Annotated in this window: 23 protein-coding genes; 11 read left to right on the top strand and 12 right to left on the bottom strand. The window is 58.6% G+C overall.

Features of this window, described 5'->3' with window-relative positions; genetic code table 11:
- Positions 1–154: 154 nt before the first annotated feature.
- Genes H1Y01_RS12280 through H1Y01_RS12265 form a run of 4 tightly spaced genes read right to left on the bottom strand, consistent with a single transcriptional unit; the run spans position 155 to position 2,999 of the window.
- A complete protein-coding gene (locus H1Y01_RS12280; RefSeq protein WP_180540812.1) occupies positions 155–664 on the bottom strand; it encodes a Uma2 family endonuclease in 510 nt (169 codons plus the stop codon).
- A 5-nt stretch (positions 665–669) separates the two neighbouring features.
- Entirely contained in the window at positions 670–1,821 is a 1,152-nt protein-coding gene (locus H1Y01_RS12275; RefSeq protein ID WP_180540811.1) for a hypothetical protein, read from the bottom strand.
- Positions 1,811–2,410 (bottom strand): anti-sigma factor family protein, encoded by a 600-nt coding sequence (locus H1Y01_RS12270; RefSeq protein WP_180540810.1) that lies wholly within the window; start codon positions 2,408–2,410, stop codon positions 1,811–1,813. Before H1Y01_RS12270 ends, H1Y01_RS12275 begins: the two co-directional genes overlap by 11 nt.
- Positions 2,411–2,444: 34 nt before the next feature.
- Positions 2,445–2,999, bottom strand: coding sequence for an RNA polymerase sigma factor (locus tag H1Y01_RS12265; protein WP_219341497.1), 555 nt, complete (start codon positions 2,997–2,999; stop codon positions 2,445–2,447).
- Between the two features lie 128 nt (positions 3,000–3,127).
- On the opposite strand from H1Y01_RS12265, the gene H1Y01_RS12260 reads away from it, so the two are divergent.
- Genes H1Y01_RS12260 through H1Y01_RS12245 form a run of 4 tightly spaced genes read left to right on the top strand, consistent with a single transcriptional unit; the run spans position 3,128 to position 6,756 of the window.
- On the top strand, positions 3,128–4,291 hold the full coding sequence (locus H1Y01_RS12260) for a thiolase domain-containing protein (RefSeq protein ID WP_180540809.1): 1,164 nt from the start codon (positions 3,128–3,130) through the stop codon (positions 4,289–4,291).
- A gap of 7 nt (positions 4,292–4,298) precedes the next feature.
- Positions 4,299–4,511 (top strand): Zn-ribbon domain-containing OB-fold protein, encoded by a 213-nt coding sequence (locus tag H1Y01_RS12255; RefSeq protein ID WP_180540808.1) that lies wholly within the window; start codon positions 4,299–4,301, stop codon positions 4,509–4,511.
- Complete coding sequence (locus H1Y01_RS12250) at positions 4,512–5,693, top strand: pyridoxal phosphate-dependent aminotransferase (protein WP_180540807.1); 1,182 nt, start codon at positions 4,512–4,514, stop codon at positions 5,691–5,693.
- A gap of 52 nt (positions 5,694–5,745) precedes the next feature.
- A complete protein-coding gene (locus tag H1Y01_RS12245) occupies positions 5,746–6,756 on the top strand; it encodes a transaldolase (protein WP_180540806.1) in 1,011 nt (336 codons plus the stop codon).
- A gap of 95 nt (positions 6,757–6,851) precedes the next feature.
- Here H1Y01_RS12245 and H1Y01_RS12240 read toward each other — a convergent pair whose 3' ends face one another.
- On the bottom strand, positions 6,852–8,387 hold the full coding sequence (locus tag H1Y01_RS12240; protein ID WP_219341496.1) for a virginiamycin B lyase family protein: 1,536 nt from the start codon (positions 8,385–8,387) through the stop codon (positions 6,852–6,854).
- A gap of 235 nt (positions 8,388–8,622) precedes the next feature.
- A complete protein-coding gene (locus H1Y01_RS12235) occupies positions 8,623–9,888 on the bottom strand; it encodes a hypothetical protein (protein ID WP_180540804.1) in 1,266 nt (421 codons plus the stop codon).
- A 121-nt stretch (positions 9,889–10,009) separates the two neighbouring features.
- On the opposite strand from H1Y01_RS12235, the gene H1Y01_RS12230 reads away from it, so the two are divergent.
- From H1Y01_RS12230 to H1Y01_RS12210, 5 genes are all read left to right on the top strand, one after another.
- Positions 10,010–11,008 (top strand): DUF1587 domain-containing protein, encoded by a 999-nt coding sequence (locus H1Y01_RS12230; RefSeq protein WP_180540803.1) that lies wholly within the window; start codon positions 10,010–10,012, stop codon positions 11,006–11,008.
- 9 nt (positions 11,009–11,017) lie between these two features.
- The gene (locus H1Y01_RS12225) at positions 11,018–12,424 is read left to right on the top strand and encodes a DUF1592 domain-containing protein (RefSeq protein WP_180540802.1); all 1,407 of its coding nucleotides are present in this window, start codon (positions 11,018–11,020) and stop codon (positions 12,422–12,424) included.
- Complete coding sequence (locus H1Y01_RS12220; RefSeq protein WP_180540801.1) at positions 12,421–13,776, top strand: DUF1552 domain-containing protein; 1,356 nt, start codon at positions 12,421–12,423, stop codon at positions 13,774–13,776. The genes H1Y01_RS12225 and H1Y01_RS12220 overlap by 4 nt, the downstream gene beginning before the upstream one ends.
- A gap of 66 nt (positions 13,777–13,842) precedes the next feature.
- Positions 13,843–15,126 (top strand): ankyrin repeat domain-containing protein, encoded by a 1,284-nt coding sequence (locus H1Y01_RS12215; RefSeq protein WP_180540800.1) that lies wholly within the window; start codon positions 13,843–13,845, stop codon positions 15,124–15,126.
- 7 nt (positions 15,127–15,133) lie between these two features.
- Positions 15,134–15,649, top strand: coding sequence for a hypothetical protein (locus H1Y01_RS12210; protein WP_180540799.1), 516 nt, complete (start codon positions 15,134–15,136; stop codon positions 15,647–15,649).
- Between the two features lies 1 nt (position 15,650).
- Here the strand turns inward: H1Y01_RS12210 and H1Y01_RS12205 are convergent, their stop codons facing one another.
- The 3 genes from H1Y01_RS12205 to H1Y01_RS12195 all read right to left on the bottom strand — a co-directional run bounded on the left by H1Y01_RS12205 (position 15,651) and on the right by H1Y01_RS12195 (position 17,599).
- A complete protein-coding gene (locus tag H1Y01_RS12205; protein ID WP_180540798.1) occupies positions 15,651–16,418 on the bottom strand; it encodes an SDR family oxidoreductase in 768 nt (255 codons plus the stop codon).
- 6 nt (positions 16,419–16,424) lie between these two features.
- Positions 16,425–16,712 carry a GlsB/YeaQ/YmgE family stress response membrane protein gene (locus H1Y01_RS12200; protein WP_180540797.1) on the bottom strand — a complete coding sequence of 96 codons (288 nt, stop codon included), beginning with the start codon at positions 16,710–16,712 and terminating at the stop codon, positions 16,425–16,427.
- A 263-nt stretch (positions 16,713–16,975) separates the two neighbouring features.
- Positions 16,976–17,599 carry a hypothetical protein gene (locus H1Y01_RS12195; RefSeq protein WP_180540796.1) on the bottom strand — a complete coding sequence of 208 codons (624 nt, stop codon included), beginning with the start codon at positions 17,597–17,599 and terminating at the stop codon, positions 16,976–16,978.
- Positions 17,600–17,619: 20 nt separating this feature from the next.
- Between H1Y01_RS12195 and H1Y01_RS12190 the strand changes: the two genes are divergently transcribed.
- Together H1Y01_RS12190 and H1Y01_RS12185 are read left to right on the top strand one after the other, a co-directional pair.
- Positions 17,620–19,434, top strand: coding sequence for a hypothetical protein (locus H1Y01_RS12190; protein WP_180540795.1), 1,815 nt, complete (start codon positions 17,620–17,622; stop codon positions 19,432–19,434).
- Between the two features lie 44 nt (positions 19,435–19,478).
- The gene (locus H1Y01_RS12185; RefSeq protein WP_180540794.1) at positions 19,479–20,324 is read left to right on the top strand and encodes a 3-keto-disaccharide hydrolase; all 846 of its coding nucleotides are present in this window, start codon (positions 19,479–19,481) and stop codon (positions 20,322–20,324) included.
- 9 nt (positions 20,325–20,333) lie between these two features.
- On the opposite strand, the gene H1Y01_RS12180 is transcribed toward H1Y01_RS12185, so the two are convergent.
- From H1Y01_RS12180 to H1Y01_RS20060, 3 genes are all read right to left on the bottom strand, one after another.
- Complete coding sequence (locus H1Y01_RS12180; protein WP_219341495.1) at positions 20,334–21,638, bottom strand: DUF1501 domain-containing protein; 1,305 nt, start codon at positions 21,636–21,638, stop codon at positions 20,334–20,336.
- Between the two features lie 100 nt (positions 21,639–21,738).
- Positions 21,739–23,574: a DUF1800 domain-containing protein gene (locus H1Y01_RS12175; RefSeq protein WP_180540792.1), complete on the bottom strand. Its 1,836-nt coding sequence runs from the start codon at positions 23,572–23,574 to the stop codon at positions 21,739–21,741.
- Between the two features lie 528 nt (positions 23,575–24,102).
- Complete coding sequence (locus H1Y01_RS20060; RefSeq protein ID WP_367399786.1) at positions 24,103–24,270, bottom strand: PA2169 family four-helix-bundle protein; 168 nt, start codon at positions 24,268–24,270, stop codon at positions 24,103–24,105.
- Position 24,271 lies beyond the last annotated feature (1 nt).

Below are 24,271 nucleotides of genomic sequence, written 5' to 3'. Positions count from 1 at the left end.
GAAACGCTGCAATCGTCGCTAGAGAGTGAGCATGATCGACGCGGCCGACGTTCCGCTCCAGCAGTTCCCCGTCGACGTATTCGCGGTCGGGGCGCCAGGTGGTTTCCGCATAGTCGGGGACCGATAGCAGCGTCGTGCTCGCCACGGATTTTACCTACCGTGCCCAGATCTCTGACAGTGGAACACGGATCTCAGGGTTCGCGGTAATCAGGTCGCCGTCCGCAATCCTCCGCATGCCGTCCGGAGTATAGACGTAGCAGCACTTCAGACGAGGATCGATGAGCCACACGTGAGGAACGCCGAAATCAAGAAAATCGTTGATCCGCTCTTGCATTGAAGACATCGTGTCGTCCTTCGACAGAATTTCGATGCAGACGAACGGCGGGCGATTTAAGGCGGGCTCGTCACGCACGCCCCCAAGGACTACGCAGATATCCGGTATGCGGAAACGCGTAGGTTTCACCTGAACACGCACTTCGGTTAGTGCGGATATCCGAAGTTCCGATTCAAGGCGAAACAGAAACGCTGCGATTACTATCTGCAGACGCGCATGATCAACTTGCCCCACGTTGCGCTCCAATAGCTCCCCGTCAACATACTCCCGATCGGGATGCCACGTCTTGGCAAGGTAGTCGCTAACCGGGAGCATAGTCGTGCTCGCCATCTAACCTACTTCTTGTTCAATTCCTGAGCGAGCGCGTGCGCGCCGTGCTTGCGGTAGAAATCGATTAACCGCTGTTCTTCCGGCGAAGGCGGCAGCGCGTTCAAAGCATTCGCGGCCAGAAGAGATTCGCGCGTCGGAATCCACATCTTGCCGCTCGAGAACTCGACCTGGCTGACGACGCCGATCATCTTGTCGATTTCAAGCGGCGCAGACGAATCGGCGCGCGACAAACGCAAGGCCGTGTCTTCGAGCAGCTTCCCGCGATGGCCGCTCGGCAGATAGAAATCGGAGCCCGAGCCCGGTACCGAACCGGCCAGATACTGGCGCCCGGAGTGATCCGTCACCAGCCAGGCAAGCTCCACATAACGGACGGGGCGCCCCGAAAGGTTCTCCACTTCCACGCGCGGAGAACGGATTTCCGATCCTGAAACTTCAGCCCAACCCTCGATGGCCTTCACCGGCGCGTCCGGGACAGCGAGGAAAGCGAACTGAGCCATGTGCCCGGGTTCGCTCGAGGCAGTCGTCGTGCGGCCGCGGTTCAGGCGTACATCCAGGCGCTCCACATGTTCCTGGCGAGCGATGGCCGCCAGCATTTCCTGCTGCAGCCCGGTGACGCCGCGCGCGGCAAGTACCTGCTGGAAGTATTGGCGGTCGCGGCGCGCTTCCATCTCCCAGAACGTCAGCGTACGCTTCGATTCCAGGCGATTCGGTCCGTAGAAATTCAGATCGTCAAAAAGGACGCCATCGAGATTGACCTGGATCAGCGGCCCGGTAGCCGTCGCGGGACGCAGCAGGCGCACATCGACGTGCAGCGGGAACGTTTCGCCCGGTCCGACATCGATCAAACGCGACACCGAAGCGCGTCCGACCGGAAGCGATTCCTGCGACACAATCAGCATAGTGATGCCGCGCACGCGGCGCGATGCCGAGTTGCGCAGTAACACATCCATGTTGATGTCGAGCGTCAGCGCGCCGCCGCGCATACTGGCGCGCGATTGGCTTACGTCCCACGTCAGCAGCGAAACCGGGGAATCCGGCGGAAGATTGAACTTAACCGACGTGTTGGGATCGAACTGCTGTTCCTGGGCATGCGCGGGGCCTGGTCGAAACGCAAGCGCGAGCAGTGCCGCGAGTTGAAGCGCCCGGCTATTCCGCATAGATATTCACCACGGTAACTCCCGTGTCCTCCACGTAGCGCGATCCGATCTCACCGCGCGCATTCACGGTGCGGATCACGGACTTCTCGTCAATGCCGACCGGCGCCGTAACCGATAGCTCACGTCCTCCATTGCGGATTCCGACGCTGGAGCCCGTGCCCTCAAGCATCGGAACGAAGCCGGCCAGCTCGGGAGCCGGAGCAACGGCCGGACGGGGACCGAAGTTCAGACGCGGACGCTCCACGGCAATGATCGAAAGAATGACAGCCAGCCCGGCCAGCGCAAACGTCAACTTCGGCCGCACGCGTGCCGCGACCGGGGCTGACACGCACGCGCCGGCGGCAAGACCAAGCCGGATATTCGCCGTCATTTCGGAAGCGAGCGATTGCCACGCCACCCCTGTGAGCGAAGGCGGCAGTTCTTCGGCACGCTGCGCAAGATCCAACTGCTGGCGGGCATATTCGCGGACCAGGGCCGCGCAGTCGTCGCATTGGGCGACGTGGCGCTCCACGCCGACCCGAGTCCAGAACGGGAGGTCCCCGCCGGCGAACAGTGCGAGTTGAACGGACGGAATGTGACTGGGTGTCATGCTTGGTGTCCTGCTTGGTGTCCTGGGCAGCGCCTCACCTTTTGGCCCTTACCGCATAGCGGCGGAACTTGATACGTGCATTCGCGATGTGCGAGCGCACCGTTGCTTTGGAACAGGAAAGCTGGCGAGCGACTTCTTCGGCCGGAAGATCTTCCATGTCGCGAAGCACAATGGCGGCCCTTTCCCGCGGGCTTAAGGTTTCCAAACCCTTCTGGAGGTACGTCTGTTGCTCCGATCGCAGCAGAATCTCTTCGGGACTCTCCGAGTGGCGCTCGGGCGCCAGTTCCATCTCGCAGAACGAAACGCGCCCGTGCCGCCTCAGAAAATCGAGCGCGGTATTGGTGGCAATCCGTGAAAGCCAGTGTGCCGCTTTGTGCTCTTCCTTAATCTGTCCGGCGCGGGAAAGCGCCTTGATGAAAGTCTCCTGGGTCAGGTCCTGCGCATCGTCGATATTCCCCACCATCCGGTAAATCTGCAGGAAGATGCGGCGCAGATTGTCGGACACAAAACGGTTCTGGGCGTCTTGCGCAGTCTGCGGGCTATCGAGGAGGTCACCCATCGCTAAGGGCACCCATTCGCTGGCTATCATCTAAACGTTCGCTGTAGGGTTGACGGGCGAACGAGCGGAAACGTGCAGCCTTTCTCCGCGATACTCTTGAGTATATGGGAAACCCGGGGGCGATGGGCGGGGCCAAGACGCGGTAACCGCGAATTCGTATGCGAAAAGTTGCTGTTGTGGGAGCCGGAAAGACGCCTTTTGGCGCATTTGCCGGCCGCGATCTGCGCTCTTTGGCGGTGGAGGCCGGCGAGAAATGCCTGGCGAACGCTCACACGCAACCCGGGCAGATCGAAGCGTTTTACCTGGGCAATTTCGCGGGTCCGTCCTTCGCGGGTCAGAACCACCTCGCGCCCTACATTTCGACCGCTCTGGGGATGCGGGGAATCCCGGCCACACGATTCGAAGCCGCTTGCGCCTCCAGCGGATCGGCCTTCTTCCATGCGGTTTCCAGTGTGGCGGCCGGCCTGTATGACACCGTGATGGTTTTGGGCGTGGAAAAGATGACCTCGCAACCGACCGGGCGCGTCACCGAAATCCTGGCTGCGGCGGGCGACTGTTCGGGCGAGATTGCCGCGGGGTCCACCTTCCCTTCGTTGTTCGGAATGATCGCGCGCCGGCACATGCACGATTTTGGGACCACTCGTGAGCAACTCGCGGCCGTCGCCGTGAAGAACCACGAGAATGGGCTGCTGAATCCGGACGCGCACATGCGCAAGGCGATCACCATCGAGCAAGCCATGAACGCGCGGCCGATTGCGGAACCGCTGGGTCTTTACGATTGCTCGCTGATTAGCGATGGCGCGGCTGCGGTGATCGTGACGGCCGCCGATAACGCTTCTGAGTACACGGACAAACCGGCGACCGTGCTCGGCATTGCTCAGGCGTCCGACTTTCTGGCGCTTGATGAGAAGGAAGACATCACGACGTTCCCGGCGGTTCGCGCGGCCTCGCGGAAGGCTTATGCGATGGCGGGCATGAGACCCGCGGACATTGAATTCGCCGAAATTCATGATTGCTTCACGATCGCTGAAATCATCGCCACGGAGGATCTTGGGTTCACCGTGCGAGGGAATGGCGGGCCTTTCGCTCGATCGGGCGCGACGCGACGCGGCGGAGAGAAGCCGGTGAACGCAAGCGGCGGGTTGAAGTCGAAAGGGCACCCGGTGGGCGCTACGGGGGTCGCGCAGATTTGCGATTTGATGCAACAGATTCGGTGCGAAGCGGGTCCGCGGCAACTGGCGCGTCATGCGGTGGGGCTGGCGCAGAACCTGGGCGGCTCCGGCGCAACTTGTGTCGTTACGATTCTGGGAGCGGCCCGGTGAACCGAACATGACGAGTCGAAAAGGCACGGTCTATACGGAGACGGTTGTGCATGCGGCACCGACCGCGTTTGCGTCCGAAGCACCTTATCAAGTGGCGATCGTTCGGCTCGAGGATGGCGGCAGCGTAACAGCGCGGATTGTGGGCGAACGGGTCGCGATCGGTGACTTAGTGGTCGAGACGGAGCCGCGGCACGACGCTCCGGCTTTCCGGGCAGCCTGAATGCGTCTCGCGAGTCGGATGGCGGGCATCGGCGTCGAATCCGCATTCGACGTCTTGGTGCGCGCCAGAGCCCTGGAAGCGCAGGGCCGCAGCGTGATCCACCTCGAAATCGGCGAGCCTGATTTTTCCACGCCCGCACACATTGTGGAAGCCGCGAAGCAGGCCCTCGATGAAGGCTGGACGCATTACGGCCCGGCGCAGGGCTTTCCGGAGTTACGCGAGGCGATCGCGAATGTGGTGTCGCGGACGCGCGGCGTGGCGGTCGGCCCGGAGCGCGTGTGCGTGGTTCCCGGCGGAAAGCCGATCATCTTCTTCCCCATGCTCGCGCTGCTCGAGCCCGGCGACGAGGTCATTTATCCGAACCCCGGCTTTCCCATTTACGAGTCGATGATCCGGTTCCTGGGCGCTACGCCGGTTCCCATGCCATTCGAGCAGGAGCGCGGCTTCGCGATCGATATGGACCGCTTCGCGGCGAGTCTAAATGAGCGCACACGGATGGTGATCCTGAACTCGCCGCAAAATCCGACCGGCGTGGTGATTCCGGAGAGCGACTTGCGGAAAATCGCCGGGTTGGTGCGGCGTCGCGACCACCTGATCGTGCTCTCGGATGAAATCTACGGGCCGATTCACTACACAGGCGATCCGCCGTTTTCGATCGCGAGCGTGCCGGGCATGCTCGATCAGACGATCATTCTCGATGGCTTCTCGAAGACCTACGCGATGACCGGTTGGCGGCTGGGCTATGGCGTGATGCCGCAATGGCTGGTTGAACCGATCAACAAACTGATGGTGAACTCGAACTCCTGTACCGCCAGTTTCACGCAGCGTGCCGGGATCGCGGCATTGGAGGGATCGCAGGATTCGGTGCGCGCGATGGTCGAGGAGTTTCGGGCGCGCCGCGACTTCTTCTGCCCGGCGCTCGACCGCATTCCCGGGTTCCGCTGCGCGATGCCCGGCGGCGCATTCTATGCGTGGGTGAACGTGAAGGACACCGGGCGTACTTCGCGCGAGCTGGCGGATTTGCTGCTGAACGAAGCGGGCGTTGCGGCGCTCGATGGAGCGGGATTTGGCGAGTACGGGAAGGGCTATCTGCGATTCAGTTATGCGAATTCGCTGGAGAATCTGCACGAGGCGATTGCGCGCATCGATGCCTTGATGCGCGGGTTTCATCCGCGGGGTTGATAATGGAGACAGGGGCGGCTCAAACCCGCGAACCCCGCGTGAAAGGTACATCATGACGAAAACTTTGCTCGAACAGCTTCGCGAAATGACCAAGGTGGTGGCCGACACCGGTGATTTCGAATCCATCCTCCGATTTAAGCCGCAGGACAGCACCACCAACCCCTCTTTGATCACCGCGGCGGCTCAGATGCCGGCGTATCGTTCGTTGGTCGACGATGTTTTGAAAAGCGCCAAAGAGGAGTTGGGCGACGAGGCCAGTGATAAAGATGTCGCCAAGCTGGCGTTTAAGCGCCTGGCTATCGAATTCGGCAAGAAGATCCTGGCGATCGTGCCGGGACGCGTGTCCACGGAAGTGGATGCGCGGCTTTCTTATGACCGGCAGGCGACGATGCAGCAAGCGCGGGAAATTATCGCCGAGTACGATAAAGCCGGCGTCTCCCGCGACCGTATATTGATCAAGATCGCGTCCACTTGGGAAGGTATCCAGGCGGCAAAGCAACTGGAAGAAGAGGGCATTCATTGTAACTTGACGCTGCTGTTCGGCATGCACCAGGCGGTCGCGTGCGCGGAAGCCAAAGTTACTCTGATATCGCCGTTCGTCGGCCGGATCCTCGATTGGTACAAGAAAGATACGGGCAAGGACTACCAAGGCGCGGACGATCCCGGAGTCAAGTCGGTAACTGCCATCTATAACTACTTCAAGAAGTTTGGTTACAAGACGGTGGTGATGGGCGCGAGCTTCCGTAACATCGGCGAGATTACTTCCCTGGCCGGCTGCGATCTGTTGACTATCTCTCCGAAGCTGCTCGAGGAATTGGATAGCACAAAGGCGGATTTACCGCGCAAGCTCAGTCCGGAGAACGCCAAGACCATGGATATCCAGCGGATTCCGATGGACCAACAGACGTTCGAACGCATGCACAATGAAGACCGGATGGCGCACGACAAGCTGACCGAAGGTATCGAAGGATTTAGTAAGAGCTTGCATGAGCTTGAGGAACTGCTGGCTCACCGGCTTTCGGAAATCGGTGCAAGTACGAAGCCCGAACTGGCCGCGCGTTAAAGGGAGCGATTCACTTAGAGCAAGCCCTTTCAAAAAGAAACGCCGCATCCGACTCTCATCGGATGCGGCGGGGGCATTCCCGGCTCCGGCAACCTCTACTCAACGATTTGGGTCAGGATCGGAGAGGTGCTGGTGCTATAGGTTATGCTGCCGTTGTAGGTTGCCGTAATCTGGTGCACCGAAGAACTTAGCTGCGAATAGGAAAGGGTGGCCACGCCTTTCGACAGGGTGGAGGTTCCCATCACGTCAGCGCCGTGGTAGAAAGTCACCGTGCCGGTCGCCGCAGCCGGAGAAACCGTCGCCGTGAAAAGAACAGCCTCGCCCGCAGTCGACGGGTTCGGTGATGACGTCAATGACGTCGTGGTCGGGGTTTGCGCGACAGTACTTACCGACGCATTCTCTTCGCACACGCCGACGCCGCTCGAATTGAACAGTGCGGAAACTACGGTAATGATGCCGCCGGTCGATGGGTACGGAACGTTGTACGTGCTCTGAACCAGAGGCAATTGGACGGGAATCGGGGTTTGCCAGAGATACGCTTGAGCGACGCCGCCTACCTTCGTCCAAGTCTTCCAAGTGTACGGCGCGGCATTTCCAACACTGAAATTCAGGTTCAGCGTGCTGGTTGACGCTGTATAGGATGCGGTCAGACCAAGGGCGCAGATGGGCGCGGTCGCCATCTGATCGCTCTCCCAATCCGCCCACCACACTGCGGTCCCTCCCGGGCCGACCGCGATCTCCCAAGGTTCCGATTGGGCGATACCGTCTGGAAATTCAGAGATTATACCGTCGGTGGTGATCCGGCCGATCTGGCTGACGGTCCCCTCCCACTCGGTAAACCACAGGGCGCCATCCGGAGCCGCGACAAGTCCGCCAGGAACCGCGTCCGGGGTTGGTACCTGCCATTCGGTAAGTTCGAGGGTAGACGGGTTGATGCGTCCAATGTTATTACCACGGTTTTCCGTGTACCACATGTTATTGTCAGGACCCAAGACGACCTGCGCGGAAACAGCGCCCGGGGTCGGTAACGGAACCGTAGCAATCACTTGTCCCTGTAAGTTCATTTCAACCGCAGCGTTCCCGAAATTTTCCATAAACCAGATGGAGTTGGTCCCCGTGGGGCCCGCTGCGATTCCCGCCGGCTTCGTATTTTTTCCCGGCAATGGGTATTCCGTCATCTCACCGGTAACGGTGATGCGGCCGATCTGGTTGACCGTATATTCCGTGAACCATATCGCACCATCTTCGCCGATCGTCATGCGTCGCGGAGCGGAGTTCGGAGTTATGGTGTTATATAAGTTTGTTACTACACCATCCGTCGTCATACGGCCGATTTGGCTGGTGTTCGTGTCGGTGTACCAGAGCGCCTGATCGGGACCGATGATAATATCCCACGGAGCGGCATTCGGGCCGTCCGGCAGAACAAACTCCGTGATTGCCCCGGTCGCCGGGATCACACGACCGATCTGCGGGTCCGCGTTTTCCGTGAACCAGATATTACCGTCCGGTCCGAGAGCGACGCCCTCCGGAAGGGAATTCGGGGTGGGAACGTTGTAGGTTGTAGTCGCGATGATTCCGACTGCGAATGCGTGAACAGCGCATAGGGTGGATAACAAAGCTGTACGAAACACAAGCCCGCTTTTCGTGGCGGGTACCGCGTATGACATAGGGCTCTATTGTAATTTTTTTCTAAGTTAAAAGCAATAGACAAGGTAAGGTAGGGTCGGGATTAAACATCGAATTCAAAGGGTTTTTTGGCTAACTGCCGTCCGTCCGGAGACTGTATAGATTTGTCAGAAGTACTAGATTGAAACAGACGCATTCAGTACCAATATAAAGTTGTTGCGAAACCTTCACCCGAATGCCTCACCAATAGTACGCAGCGACCACCTCCGGCGGACCGGCGGCCCCGCTGAGCAATCGCGTCTTCAAAACAAACTGAACATTTCTTTTTTCCCAATGAGCCGGGGCGTTCTCGAGCGCTTTGCTCAGGTAGCCGACGCTGGTCAGGAACTCCCCCGCGGCGGCGGTGCCCCCGCCCTGGATGCCGGCGGCGACGATCACCGGTTGCTCGGTGGTCGGGTCGAGTACTCTCGAAACGATCGCAAAGTCTTCATGGTCGAGGGCCGCCTCCTGTGAGCTGCGAACCTCCCACGCGCGCGCCTCGGGATGCTGGCGGTCGCGTACAAGCAAGCCCTTACCTGCGGAGTCTTCGTCGAAATAGAAGCGCAATTCGCCGGTGAGGCTCAGCGTCCACGAGTTGTTGAAAGCGCCGATCAAAACGACGGGTTTGCCGCGCAAGTCTCCGAGCGTCGTCGACCTGCCCCCGCGGAGCTCGACGGATTTGCCGCGCGCGGCAAAGAGGGCGGTCAACCGGACGAGCGTCTGCGCGTCGTTGATTCCGATGATCCGCTCCGATATCGAATACACGTCGTTCCACGGGATGCTCGGGGGCGCCGCGGGAGGAGTTTCAGACGGTTCGGCCTCAGCGTCGAAAAGCCGGTCCAGATCGCCCTTCAGCTTGTACACGTGGCCTTGTCCGACGCAAAGTACCACCGGTTGGGATTGTTTGAGCAGCGGCGCCCAGTAGCGGTCTACATCGTTCTCGGAATGCCGAAGTGTCAGGAGGGCGGCGAGGGCCACGAGGACCGCGAGTCCGCTTCCTCCGATGACCATCGCCGACCGGGACACGCGAGGCGTACGCGCGACCGTAGCTGTTGGCGCGAGCACAGCCGGTTCGAGAGCGTGAACCGGTTCTCGCACCGGGGGCGGATGAATCTGAGGGACGTACGCGCCGGCCGGCAGGTCAATGCGAAGCTCGTCTCCGTGCCCCGGTTCAAGGTAGTACTGCGCCAATCGCTTTCGAACCTGACCTGCCGTCGTTCGAACCACCGGATCCTGATTGGTATCGTAGTCCGGATCGCGATCGAAGACCGCGATGCCGAGCGTGCGTTCTTTCAGGTGGTCCGAGCGCCCCTCGCACGCCGCTTCGACGACGTGTTTCAGCAGATCGGAACAGCGCTTGCTCGTTCGAAAAGGAGCGCTGGCGAGGATGCGTTCGAGTTGAGCGATGATTTCGGGCGGAGACGCCGCGCCCTGCTCGCGAGTTCGCCGCTCCGTTTCCAGGCTCATAACGTCCACCGGAATTATAGAACAAACCGCGCGAAGGACCGTAGCCTACGGTAGGCTAAGTCGGTCAAAAATAAAGCACTACCGCAATCTACGTTACAAGCGGCGAAATTCTTGATAGGCTTTGAGCATCAGCGCCGTGCTCTCCTCTAAAGATAGCTTCCCGTTTTGCTCGCGGTCGTTTTGCTTCCGGTATGGCTCCGGCTTGCTTCTGGCTGTGCTGAGCGTACCCATGCTGGCGGGCGACACGACGTCAACCTCCGCGTCGACTGTTCCGCCCGCAATCGATCCAACTTCCGCGCACACCCTTGTCACTAAGTACTGCGTTCTGTGTCACAGCGATAAACTGCACACCGCCGGGATCACCCTCCAGAGTCTGGATACAAATGTAAGCGATTCAAATGCGGCGACCTGGGAGAAGGTCCTGCGGAAATTCAGCACGGGCCAGATGCCGCCGCCCGGACTTCCCCGTCCGAAGCCGGAGGTTCAAGCAGCGTTCACGAAATGGCTCACCGATACCCTGGACGCGTCAGCCGTCGCCCACCCCAATCCGGGGCATCCGACGATCCACCGGCTGAACCGCGCTGAGTACAGCAACGCCATCCGGGATCTTCTGGCCCTCGATATCAACGCCGGGGCAAAGCTGCCGGCTGACGATACGGGCTACGGGTTCGACAATATTGGCGACGTGCTTTCGATGTCGCCGGTGCTCATTGAACGTTATATATCGGTGGCGCGTCTGGTGAGCCGCGAGGCGGTCGGCGATACAGCCATAAAGCCCGAGATCAACGACTTCAGCCCTGCAAAAGATTTTGGTTCCCGCAGTACTCGGGTGAGTGACGATCTGCCCTTCGATTCCATGGGCGGACTCTCCGTCAGCTATCACTTCCCGGTGAATGCCGAGTATGTGATTAAAATCAAGCTGCCGCCTGTCACGCAAGGCTTTGACGCTCCGAGTCAGACGCCCAGATATTTGGAAGAGCGTATCCCCGTAAAAGCCGGTTTGCATCGGGTTGGCGCTACGTTCCTCGGGGAGAACCTGGTTCCGGAATCGCTCGGAACGGGGAAGAATCGAGTTGCGCTGGAACCCAACGCGATCTCGACTGCGAAGCTTGATCTGTGAATCGATGGCGTGCGAATCAAGTTGTTCGATGTTGAACACGCCGGCGACTACCCGCAGATGTCGAGCCTTTCGATCGCGGGGCCCTACAACGTGACCGCCGTTGGCGACACGCCGAGCCGGCGCAAGATCTTCATCTGTAAAGCGACCACCGCCGCGCAGGAGACGCCTTGCGCTCGAAAGATTCTCGCTAACCTGGCGCATCATGCGTATCGCCGGCCGGTTACCGACGCGGATCTGAAGCCGCTACTGGCGTTTTACGAAAGCGGACGGAAGGACGGCAGCTTCGACTTGGGAATCAGCATGGCTCTTCGCGCGATGCTCGTTTCGCCGGATTTCCTGTTCCGGGTGGAACACGATCCGGCGAATAGCGCGCCCGGCAGCGTTCATCGCATCAGCGATATCGAACTGGCTTCGCGGCTTTCCTTCTTCTTATGGAGCAGCATCCCGGATGAGGAGCTTTTGTCGCTCGCGGAAAAGGGGAAGCTGAAAGATCCCCAGGTCCTATCGGCGCAGGTGGACCGCATGTTAGCCGATGAGCGATCCAGCGCCTTCTCGACGAACTTCACGGGACAGTGGCTGTTCCTTCGCAACCTGACTAAGGTCACTCCCGACCCGGATCTATTCCCGCAATTCGATCAGGGCCTCGCCAGGGACTTCAAGACCGAGACCGAACTTTTCTTCGACGCGATCCTGCGCGAGAACCGCCCGGTTACCGACTTGCTTAGCGCGAACTTCACTTATCTCAACCAGCGGCTGGCGCGGCACTACGATATACCGAATGTTTACGGCGCGCAATTCCGCCGCGTCTCACTTACTCCGGAAGAAAACCGCGGGGGACTTCTGAGCCAGGGCAGCATTCTGACAGTTACGTCCTACCCGAACCGGACGTCGGTCGTGCAACGCGGTAAGTGGGTTTTGGAAAACCTTCTGGGCGGTGGGCCGCCTCCGCCCCCACCTGACATTCCGGCTCTGGCCGAGCACGCCAAAGACGGCAAACAGTTGACGATGCGCCAGCAGATGGAGCAGCATCGCGCGAACCCAACCTGCGCGGGATGTCACTCGCGGATGGACCCGATCGGATTCTCCCTCGAGAACTACAACGGCATCGGTCAATGGCGGGCCAAGGACGGCGGCAGCGTGATCGACACCACCGGTAAGTTGCCGGACGGCACGACGTTCCAGGGACCGGCAGGACTGAAGACGCTGCTTACCACGCATTACCGCGACCAGTTCGTCACCACTTTCACCGAGAAGCTGATGACTTATGCCCTGGGTCGCGGCGTTGAATACTATGATGAACCGGCAATTCGTTCCATTATTCGTGACGCGTCGGCGAAGAATACAACCATACCCGCTCTCATTCACTCGGTAGTTAGTAATCCACAGTTCCAGACAAGGAGAACCCCCGACTTATGATCCTGACTCAAAAAGCGCTTGCCCGCCGTACCTTTCTAAGAGGCGCCGGCGTCGCCTTGGCGCTTCCGCTGCTTGACGCGATGGTCCCGGCTTTGAAAGCCACTAGTTTGACGGCTGCCCGGCCGGTGACTCGTCTGGGGTTCGTCTATGTTCCGAATGGGATTATCCAGAAAGGCTGGCTGCCAAGTAAGGTTGGGACCGGTTTTGAATTCGCGTCGACGATCCAGCCGCTGGAACCTTTCCGCGACAAGATGCTGGTGCTGAGTAACCTGATGCAGAACGGTGGGCGCGCGCTGGGCGACGGCGCCGGCGACCATGCACGTGCGGGCGCGACGTGGCTTACGGGCGTGCATCCCAAGCGCACGGGCGGCGCGGACATTCGCGCGGGGATCTCGGCCGATCAGGTGGCAGCGCGGGAATTCAGCAAACAGACGCAATTTGGCTCGCTCGAAATTGGCCTCGAAGAGCCGAACCTGGCGGGTGACTGCGACAGCGGGTACAGCTGCGCGTACACGAACACGATCTCCTGGCGCACGCCGACCACCCCGAATCCGATGGAAGTGAACCCTCGGGCGGTATTCGAGCGGCTCTTCGGCGATGGCGAGACGACCGATCCCAAAGCTCGTCTGAAAATGATGAGCGAGGAGCGCAGTCTTCTCGATTTCGTGCGCGGCGATGTGGCCCGGCTGCAGCCGACGTTGGGATCGCGCGACAAGAGCAAGCTCGATGAGTATCTGGAAGGGATTCGCGACATCGAACGCCGCATCCAGAAAGCCGAGCAGCAAAGCACGATGGTTCAGGTGCCGTTAATCGACCGTCCTTCGGGTATCCCCGATGAGTTTGAAGAGCATGCCAAACTGATGAGCGATCTGATGGTGATGGCGTATCAGACCGACATGACGCGGGTAGTTAGCTTCATGATGGCGCGCGAAGGTAGCAACCGCAGTTACCGGTCCATTGGCGTGCCGGACGGTCACCACTCGGTGACTCATCATCAGAACGATCCCGAAAAGATCGCCAAGACGATGAAGATCGACGCGCTGCACGTGAAGACGTTCTCTTATCTGGTGAGTAAGATGGATTCGACTCCGGATGGCGACGGTACGCTGCTCGATCACACCATGTTGTTGTTCGGTAGCAGCATTAGCGACGGCAACGCGCACACGCACCATGATCTGCCGCTCGTGCTTCTCGGTGGTAAGAGCGTTGGTATCCATGGCGGACGGCACATTCGCTACGCTCCCGAGACCCCGATGAATAACTTGCTTCTTACCATGCTCGATAAGGCTGGCATACCGGCGGAAACCTTAGGCGATGCTACCGGCGAACTGGATCAGCTTTCCGGGGTCTAGGCAAGAATGTACGTCCGAGTTTTCACAGGCAGCTTGCTAGCTGCAGTTTTGATTGCGGTTCCGTGCGTGGCGTCGACGAGTCCCGGACTGATTGACGCCATCCGCGAAGAGAATCGCAAGCTGGTTACTTCGCTCATTAGTAAGCACGCGAATGTGAACGCCGCGCAACCGGATGGCGCAACGCCACTCGCCTGGGCGGCTTATCTGGATCAGGCCGATGTCGTTGACGAGCTGTTAAAAGCCGGGGCAAAGGTAAACACCGTCGATCAATACGGCGAGACTCCCCTTACGCTGGCGTGCGCAACGGGCGACTGGGCGATCATCGAAAAGTTAGTTGCCGCCGGCGCAGATGCCAAGGCCGCGCGATGGAACGGGGAAACGGCGCTGATGATCGCCTCACGTTCAGGAAGTGCGCCCGCGGTAAAGCTCCTGATCGCACACGGCGCCGATGTCAATGCAGCCGAATCGCGCAAAGGTCAGAACGCCCTGATGTGGGCGGCCGCCGAGGGACATTCCGACGTTGTCGATCTACTGATTAAGAGCGGCGCGGATGTGAAAGCGGTGTCGAAGAGCGGATTCAGTCCGCTTGTTTTCGCCGCGCAGAAGGGTGACGCGAAATCGGTGAATAGCTTGCTGGATGCGGGCCTCTCACCGGATTACACGCTCTCGAACGGTACGAGCGTGCTAAACGTTGCTGTCGCCGCGGGTAAGACCGGGGTTGTAGGCGCTCTTCTCGATCACAACGCAAAGGTAGATACTACCGATAAGGACGGAAAGACGCCGCTGCACGTTGCAGCTCAATCGGGCGAACTCGAGATTGTAAACCTGCTTCTCGCGAAAGGCGCGAATCCGAACCTGGTAACTGCGCCGGCGGCCCCGAGCAAGAGCGCGAATCCGTTCCGCATTCCGGTAGGCCAACAAACCGCGCTGATGCTTGCCGCGCGTGCGAATTACCCGGATATTATGGCCGCTCTAGTCAAAGCCGGCGCCGACCCGAAGATCAAAGCACAGGATGGAAGTACCTTACTAATGGCCGCGGCCGGTAGCGGCCACATCGCCACGGTTAAGTACGCGTATGAGTTGGATCCGGATGTTACTTCGGTGACGACGCGCAAGAGCAACGTGGTGCATGCCGCGGTAACCGGCACGATGCAGAACTCGACTCAAGCGGAAATCTGCGAAGTCATCCGATTCTTGGCTGACAAGGGGGCCGATATCGATGCCGAGGATGTCAATGGGAGAACACCGATGGTGATCGCCAACTTCCTGCCGATCGATCAGGCCGTGAAGCTGATGAACAAGATGATCGCGGATGCCGGCAAGACTCCGCGCAAGCCTGTCTCGCGTTAGTAGCATTATGCGGCGAGCGCTGTTCATATCACTTACCGGAACACTGGTTCTAACATTCGCTTCCGCGCAGAATCCAACTAACTTTTCGGGCGTGTGGAAGATGGATGACTCGCGCAGCGAATCCGCGCATCAGGCTACTCCGATCGGACCGGTCTCATTGAAGATAAGCCAAACACCGGGCGAGTTCGTAATCGCAACGAGAAGGAGCGAAGCCGACTCGTCCGCCGTTACGACCGAAACACTCACTTGCAAGCTCGATGGCACGGACTTCATCAACGGCGGGGACTCCGAAGTCAAGATCAAGTCGAAAGCGCATTGGGATGGGCCGAAGCTTGTGGTTGAGACTGCGCGCGAGATCAACGGCTCGACAGTAACTACCCACCAGGTCTTTGAACTTGACCGCGAGGGTAAGGAGTTAACCGTGCAGAAGACCCTTACCGTTCAACACGGTTATCAAGGTACCGGGCAGCAGAAAGCATCCTCGAGCGGCGTCGACGTGTATGTGAAAGCGGGCGCTGAGTAACTCACCCGCGCCCGAAGAATGGCATCGTCGTGGCCATTATGGTCATGAACGGAATATTCACGTTTAGCGGCAAGTTGGCAATATAGACCACCGCCGCGCCTACCTGCTCGACATCCATCCGCGGCTCAATGGCAACCGTGCCGTTGGCTTGCAAGACGCCTGCCGCCATTCTTTCGGTCATCTCGGTGGCGGCGTTTCCGATGTCGATTTGACTGCACGCGATGTTCCACTTTCGGTAATCCAGCGCGATCGACTTAGTAAGTCCAGTTATCGCGTGCTTCGTTGCGGTGTAGGGGGCCGAGAAAGGACGCGGTGTATGGGCGCTGAGCGAACCGTTGTTGATGATGCGGCCGCCTTGGGGATCCTGTGTTTTCATCAGGCGGATCGCTTCGCGCGCGCAAAGAAACGTGCCGGTAAGGTTCACGGCCACCACCGCATTCCATTGCTCGTCCGTCATTTCGTCGAGAGGCACTGCGGGTGCGTTCGCGCCTGCGTTGTTGAACAGCACGTCGAGCCGTCCGAACTCATCGCGGATATTGTCGAATAGGCGGCGTACATCGGCACTAACGGTGATATCGGCAGGGATCGCGCGCATCGGCAGTCCGCGTTCGCCGGACATCTCTGAAGTGCGTTCCAGCTCACCCGAGCGACGGCCGGTTAGTACGACTAAGTAGCCGGCCTGCTGTAGTGCTAGACTCGCTGCCCGTCCAATGCCGCTGCCGGCGCCGGTTACAAGCGCCACGCGGTTCATCTTAGAATCGTTGCTCATTAGTAGTCACAGTCGCCTAAAGACGTAAAGAGAGAGTAGAAATACCAGCGCTCCGCAAGCTGCCGCGAGATAGCTGACCATATTGACTCCATTCACTGGGGTCGGTCCGAAGGTGAAGTAGAGATAGCCTCCGGTCATGGCGCCTAGAAATCCAAGCAGGATAGCGGTCACGCTGCGTCGGCGGCTCCTCTGTTCCAGTTGGCTGGCTACAAAACCCGACGTCAGACCGATCACCGCCCAGATGATAAACGACATCGTCGTTTCCCTCTGTTGCACGGAGAGATTGGATGTCAAAGGGTCACTGTAAGCGCGGTTTACGAAAGACCAGAAGAGTGTTAGCCCCCATGGGATGCGGCGCGCTCTTGGCCGACATGTGTTCATATCCGTAGCCATGATAATCCTCAGGACATCGGGTATGCTTCTGGCTTGCAATTCTGCTGACAGGAACGGGGCACCGGCTTAGCCCCGGTCCATTTATGATGCACAACTGAACGATGAGGAAATCGAGGCGAGGCGACAGGCACGAGAACTCCCGGCGCCGCCAGCCGCTGCCAACTCTACTTGGTGGCGGAGACCGGAGGCGAATCGGCTCGGCTGAAGAGATCCTTTACGTCTTGAGTAAGTCGAGTCAGCGCGCGTTCAAAGTTTGCATCCCGGTTCTTCTGTAACTCCGCAGGATCGGCGATTTCGCTAAAACCCCAGAGCGCGATCCGCGTCTCCGGGTCGAGGATTTGAAGTTCGAGCACCGGATGGCCTTCTTTGATCGACGGACAGACGACGTGAATCTGGAAGACGAGATCGGCATCCCCGGGAGCAAACACCAGTTCGAATCGACCCCACGTTTTCAACGCGGAGTAGAGCCCCTCATAGGCCGTGGGGACTGCGGCGCTAACCTGCCCGTGCCGGAGCGGCTGCCCGGCTCCGAAGTTAAGTCCGGGGCTATTGAAGTTCTGGCACTCGCCGCCCATGTTAGACACGAAAACGCGCTTACCCGCACCAATCTGGGTAGGTATTGGCGCCGAGCCCGGTTTATCGGCAGCAATCGCACACAAGCTGGAAAGGGTTGACAGGATAACCAAAGCGCAAACTTGACGGAGCACGTCGGACCTCCCAATATCCAGCTTACTCCCGCGGTCGACGAAACGTATAGGTTTGCAATTCGGCGCTCCCAATTTGCTCATGGGTGCTAGCCTGAAGGCGTATGATTTCGCGGATCTACTATGCCGCGAGGGGCCCCGCGGTTGTGCTACTTTCCCTCTTGTTCCTGACGACGCCCGCACGTCCTTCCGATGCCGACGCGATCGCAATCTCCAATAACATCCAAGCCAACCACTGGCCGTACGGCACGATTCTCGATCCGATGTACGCCTCGGCTGCCAGCAACCAAATCACGGATTACACGCGCTGCGGCGATTCCGCCATTTGGACCGGCCATTACCTGGCGGCTGAAGCATTTCGGTACAACGTAACCGGCGCCGCCGATGCACTCACTAATGTGAAAGCCGCCATTGCCGGTATACAAGGTCTTGTCAATGTCACCGGCACCGGCGTCCTTGCGCGCTGTCAGTTTCCTGCTAGCTCCCCTTACGCGGCGTCAATCGCCAGCCAGGAAAGCAGCAACGGCATCTTCACTAATAGCAGCACCGGCTATCAATGGGTAGGTAACACATCGCGCGATGAATACTCGGGCGTCTTCTTCGGCCTCGGGGTCGCCTACGACATGGTAAACGACGCCGGGGTGCAGTCATCGATCAGCTCGCTAGTCACCACTCTTCTGGATTTTCTGCGCAATCATGCCTGGACGGTGGTGATGCCCGACGGCTCCGTTCCGACCACCTTCGTCGGTTTCGCCGACGAGCAGCTAAGCTTCATGAACGTGGGCCTGCACGCGAACCCGCAGCATTACGCGGGCGATTGGGAACTTAGCAGTTCACTGCTTGCCCTCGAAGTTCCCGTCCCTATCGGTGTAGACGTCGCAGGCGGCACCAGTTCCTATTTCAAGTTCAACCTGGATGAGATCGATCTCTACAATCTGATCCGGCTCGATAACAGCACCAATCATTCGATTTTCACGGGAGCTTACTCCCTACTCTGGGGCTATCTCGGGAGCCATCAGAATGCGTTCTTTAACATGATTACGCGCGCACTGGACGGCGCGAACTCCACCCGCGACTCGCAGACCGTAACTCTTCTGAACCAATGGCTGCTGCGTCCCACGCGCGATGTCGCGGTCAACCTGGTCGGGCAGTTCCCATCCTGCGGCAGCACGGACGAAGCTTGTCAACCTGTGCCTGTTCCGCTGCGGCCCACCACCGATTTCCTCTGGCAGCGTGATCCTTTCGAACTTACGGGTACGGGTGACGGCACTATCGAGAGCGCCGGGATCGACTATATCCTGCCGTATTGGATGGCGCGCTACTACAACCTCGTCACTTCGGCCTCTGTCGTCAACGCCGCCTTGCCAACCACAACACTTACCAGCACGACTGTTGCGTCACAATCGATAGCCTCGCTCTACGGATCGAACCTAGCCACTGCGACAGGTTCAGCCAGCTCCGCTTCCCTGCCGCAAACTCTGGAGGGAACGACCGTTACCGTGACAGACTCCACGGGGACCGCCAGGCCGGCTCCGCTCTTCTATGTGTCGCCGACACAGATTAACTTCGAGATACCATCCGGCACGGCGCTGGGTCAAGCTTCCATATCTGTCGCCGGTCAAACGACGACCGCGAGCGTCGCGACAGTCGCTCCCGGAATCTTCGCCGCATCGCTGCTCAACTCCGGCGGTAGTGAGTATGTGATCCTTTACGGGACCGGGATTCGCAATGCCGCGCTAAGTGCCGTCCAGGCGACGGCCAATGGTACTGCGGAGACAGTTACTTACGCCGGACCTCAAGAAGAGTACGACGGTCTCGATCAGGTGAATATCGCGGTACCCGGTATCCACGGAACTGCCGCGATCGCGCTCACGGTGGACGGACAGAGTGCCAACCCAGTCACGATCGACCTTCCGTAGGACATTCGCAAAGTCCCTGGCCGGAAGTTGTATGCTCATCAATCATGTGCATTCGATTTGCAAGAATCCTCGCGGCTACATCTCTGATAACCGCGGCTGCTTCGTTATCCGAACATCCACTGTACGCGCTTTCGCCGGCCGGCCAGGAGGGAGCGGCCGCCCAACCAGCGGGAACAGCGCCTGCTAAGCCGAAGCCCGAAGACACGGAAGTCTGGGAGCCGGTACCTAAACTCGTCACGCCTGGGGCCAACAACACGGCGCCTCCATCCGACGCAATCGTTCTGTTCGACGGGAAGAACGTCGATGAGTGGGTGCAGAACAAAGACAAGTCGCCGGCTAAGTGGACCATCGCCGACGGCGTCATGGTGGTGAACAATCCCGCGGGTAACATCGAAACCAAGCGGACCTTCAAGAACTATCAGCTTCACATCGAATGGAAGGTTCCCGAGAACGTCACAGGAAGCGGTCAGGGGCGCGGCAATAGCGGCGTGTTTCTGGCTTCCACGGGGCCCGGAGATGACGGATATGAGTTACAGGTTCTCGATCCCTGGGACAACAAGACTTACGTGAACGGGATGGCCGGCAGTATCTATAAGCAGGCGATTCCGTTGGCGAATCCCGGCCGAAAGCCGGGCGAATGGCAGACATACGATGTGGTCTGGACCGCGCCGGCATTCAACACCGACGGCTCAATGAAAACTCCGGCCTATGTGACGGTCTTCTTCAACGGAGTGCTGGTTCAGAACCACTTCGAGCTGCAGGGGGAGACAAGGTATGTCGGCAAGCCGTTTTATAAGAGCTATGACCGCGCGCCAATCAAGCTTCAGGCACACGGGAGTAATAAGGATCCGGATACCTTCCGAAATATCTGGGTGCGGGAACTAAATTAATTGGACCTCTTAGAGGAACCCGAGGTTGGTTGTGCTGAAGTTCGGTAGATTTGGGAACACGGTGCTCAACTGATTCGAAGGGAGACCGAACCAGCTCGCCAAAGTCGCCCCGTATTGGTCGACAGCGGTAGTCGGAATCCAGATTCCGCGAGTATTTGCGTCGCTGGGGCCGCCGAGTTCCAGGGTTGGAAATGAGCCATAGAGATCGCCCCCTTGCACGGCGTCTCCCATGACCATATGATGGCTGCCCCATGCGTGATCGCTGCCGTATCCGGAGCTTGGCTGGAAAGTGCGGCTGAACTCGGACTCCGTGAACGTGGTCACCTGGGATGAAATACCGAGTTCCTGCGTCGCGTTATAGAAAGCGAGCATCGCCTGACTTACCGGCTGCAGCGCGGTTTGCTGGTTCGTGATCTGTCCGCTATGAGTGTCGAATCCCTGCGCCGAACAGAAGAAGATCTGGCGTTGCGTGCCCAGCTGCGTGCGCACGCTGAGCAGTTGCGCGACCTGCTGCAACTGCAATCCGATAGGTGTGTTGGGGAAGGGAGTGGTAAGCGGCGGCGCACTCTGGAGCGCGGTATTCACCAGGTTATCGATCTGAATGGCGCTCGTAGTCTGCGTATTCGCAGCCTGTACCAATGAAAGACCGGAATTAAACGTCAGGATCTGTTGAAAGGCGGCACTTGTTGCAGCAGCGGGCGGGACCGTCAGCTGACTTAGCGTGAGCCCGGTCAGAGACAGGAATTCGGCAGGCTGCGTGTTGCCGTTCAGCAGAACCGCATTGCCTGAAACCGAGCAGGATATGGGGAAGCCGGTGGACGAGGGATAGAGGGATGCCATCTGATCGGCCATGCGTCCGCCCCAGCCGCTACTAGCCTCGGTCGAACTGGTATCGGTCGTTTGCCATTGGTTCTGTTGGACCGTGTGGTCGAACAGATCCGTCGGTATATTGGCCAACTGTTGCTGATACTCCGCTTGGGTCAAGGGCTGCGTCAACATACCGACATTAGTTACGAAAGCGAGCTTCTTCTGGCTGAATAGCTGCTGGATTTCAGGCAGCGCCGGATGGAGTCCGTAGGGCGTGCTTTTAGTACCCGCAGTTATGGGGAGTAGCTGAGATTCCGGGATCGCCAAATCGCCCCGGATCGTGCTGTATTGTTGAAATCTTGTCGAGTCGGTGGGGATCAGCGTGTTATTACCGTCGTTGCCGCCAAACAGGAAGATGCAGACCAAGGCTCGATATTCCGAGCTCTGAGCCATCAGATTCATTGCGCCGAAGCGGCCGAAAGCGCCGACCGCTCCGAGAGCTGCCACGGACCGGCAGCCAATTTTCATAAAACTGCGTCTGGTATGTGCCAATGGTTAACCTTCTATTTAAGACTGGTTGAACTTACCGGGGACTTGCTGGAAAGCGCTAGTGCTGGACCTGATACATGCCGGAGCTTGCGGTGAGATAGATAGCCGAAGCGACTGCCCCCTGGGGATCGTGCGGCAGTGAGGCGATGACACCCTCGATCGCGGTTTGCATATCTTGCGGCATCTGGCCCGCCATAAATGTATTACTTACGGCTTTGGTCAGAGAAACGCCCGTAGGATCAGCCGCGAGTGGGAGAAATGACGAGGTACTCAAAGTAACGCCGGTGCTGCTGGTACCGCCCCACGACACACCGTTGATCCAATTCACGCGATACAGACCGCTGGAAGAGTTCATCGTGTCGAACTCCGGTCCCAGCAATGTCGTGGACCCTGGGAGCGTGTAATTCGGGGGGAAGTAACCGGCCACGCTCTCCGGATAGAACACCGCTTGACCCATCTCCTCCGACAACCCCATCAGCATGTTCGAACCAGTGGCCGTGGCATTGAGGTTTCTCAGGACTGAGGTAATGAAAAGGATCGGCTCACGAAGGTGGCCCCCTGTCGAGATCCAGGTAGTCGGACTATCGCTGTCCCGAGCTTCCGGGTCCATGAGTATGGCCTCAATTACCGCACGCAGATTCCCTCTGGTCCCGGTGCCGTCATTTATGAAGACGTTGGCAACTCGCCGAACGTAGGCCGGGCTGGGATTCGAGCTAACCAGATGCTGAATGAGCATCGTAGCTATAAATGGGGGGACATTGGGGTGCGCAAAGATGTTTTGGAGCGCCGCCGTAAGATCCTGTTGCGCGGTTTGACCGGCGGGCAGTACTAATCCGTTGAGCAGCGTCTTAGATCCGGTGTCGTGGTTGGCCGCCCAGGCGACCATCGGGCCGACATAGTAGTTAGGATTAATGCCCTGCGGCGTTGCGCCCGGCATTACAGGGTAAGTCCAGCCGGTAAATACTCTGGCGAAGTTCTGAATCGTAGTCTCGGTATAGAGCGGTGTGGTAGCTCCGGAGCTGTTTAACTGCGGCGTCCCATTCGCATTCAGGAGAACGGGTCCGGTCGTAAATAACTGCATGAGTTCACGCGCGTAATTCTCGTTGGGCAGCTCCCCACTGGCGCCTTTAACATTATTTGCCACGTCGAGGTAGTAACCCATGGACGGGCTGAGCGTGACATCGTTCATCAGATTGTAAAAATTTCCGAACGCATCTTGCTGGAGAATTTGAAGATAGGGCTCGAACGAACTACCTTGCCAGACCTTGAAGCCGGAGATTACGAAGAGCTCCGATAGCGCCAGAACCACTCGCTGCCGCAGTTGGTCGGAACCGGTAAGCGCATTGTAGAATAAATCGCTCTGTAACTGGGTAATATCCGGAGCGTTCGGAGTAAAAGGCGAGATGGGCTCGCTGAATTGCTCGGTAAACCACTGAGAGTATCCGATTTGCTGGAGATGGTCGATGGCGGCGGGCGTGGGTCCGAAGGTAGCTTGCTCGAGGAAATGAAAGGCCGATGCGTACGGGATAAGAGCGTTGGACTGCACGAGTTTCACGGACACCGGGAGCGACGAGATAGATCCGGGATTCACGATCGTGATCGGCATCAGCGCGCCGACTACGGGAGCCGCGGTACCGGTTGAGGTCAGGCTAGTAGAAGAAACAAAAGTAGTAGGTAGCGCAGTCCCGCCGTAACTCACCGCCGCGCCCTGTACAAAGCCGCTTCCGGTGACCGAAAGATCGAACGATCCGTAAGGTATCGGATTCGGGGATATAGTCGTAATTGCGGGTGTCGGATTTCCCGAAGGTGTCTGCGCGTCCGCCGCTTGCCATACATAAACCGGCGCGGCGGCGGATAATATAAGTAAGAAGCGATAAGAACGAATAAATCGCATTAAAGTAAAAAACCCCGACGGTCGTTTAAAAGTTTTGTTCCGCCGCTGAAAAGGAAGATTAAGATTTAGCTATTCAGTGTTTGTAACATCGACCGGCGAGGGGACTCCTTTAGTGAAACCTTTGGGGCCGAAACGCTAAGAGTGAAAGTTGGGTGCGATAAGGTCCAGATCGGAACACAGGGGCGAACGGACGAATGTACTTTGGAAGCCGGTTGTACTACCGGCGCTTAGAACGCAGGGCTGCGCACGGATGGGCTGGAGCATCCGTTTACCTTACTGTAATCAGCGTATTAAAGATCGTCGCGCGATGTGTCGACCTTTGTGTACTGCTGGAGAGAGATACTGCGATGACTAGAGAATTTGGTCACGTACTTAACTCAGCGCGCCCAATCCGGTCTGACCCTCGAAATACGACCGCGTAGGAACGTGTATGTGCTTGAATATCGATGGCACTCCCAAGCCGGTTCGAGGACACGGCTTGGGCGGGTAAACGGAGGGCCTATGGAACCGGGATGCCGGTCCCTGGGTTTACGCGGTTTGTTGCAGTTCGAGCGCGCGTACCTTGTTGTGGGTGTCGAGGACGGTGCTGTATTGTTCCTGGATCATGTCATGCAGATCGGCGGGCAGGTCTTTGGCGAGAGCATCCCGATAAGCCTTCTTGGCTGCATCCTCGCCGCGTTCGGCTTCCGCGATCACG

The sequence above is a fragment of the Nevskia soli genome (genome assembly GCF_903970205.1).
Classification (GTDB): Bacteria; Acidobacteriota; Terriglobia; order Bryobacterales; family Bryobacteraceae; genus Bog-113.
The sequence above is the reverse complement of the archived record's forward strand: the minus strand, read 5'-3'. Positions and strand labels throughout refer to the sequence as shown.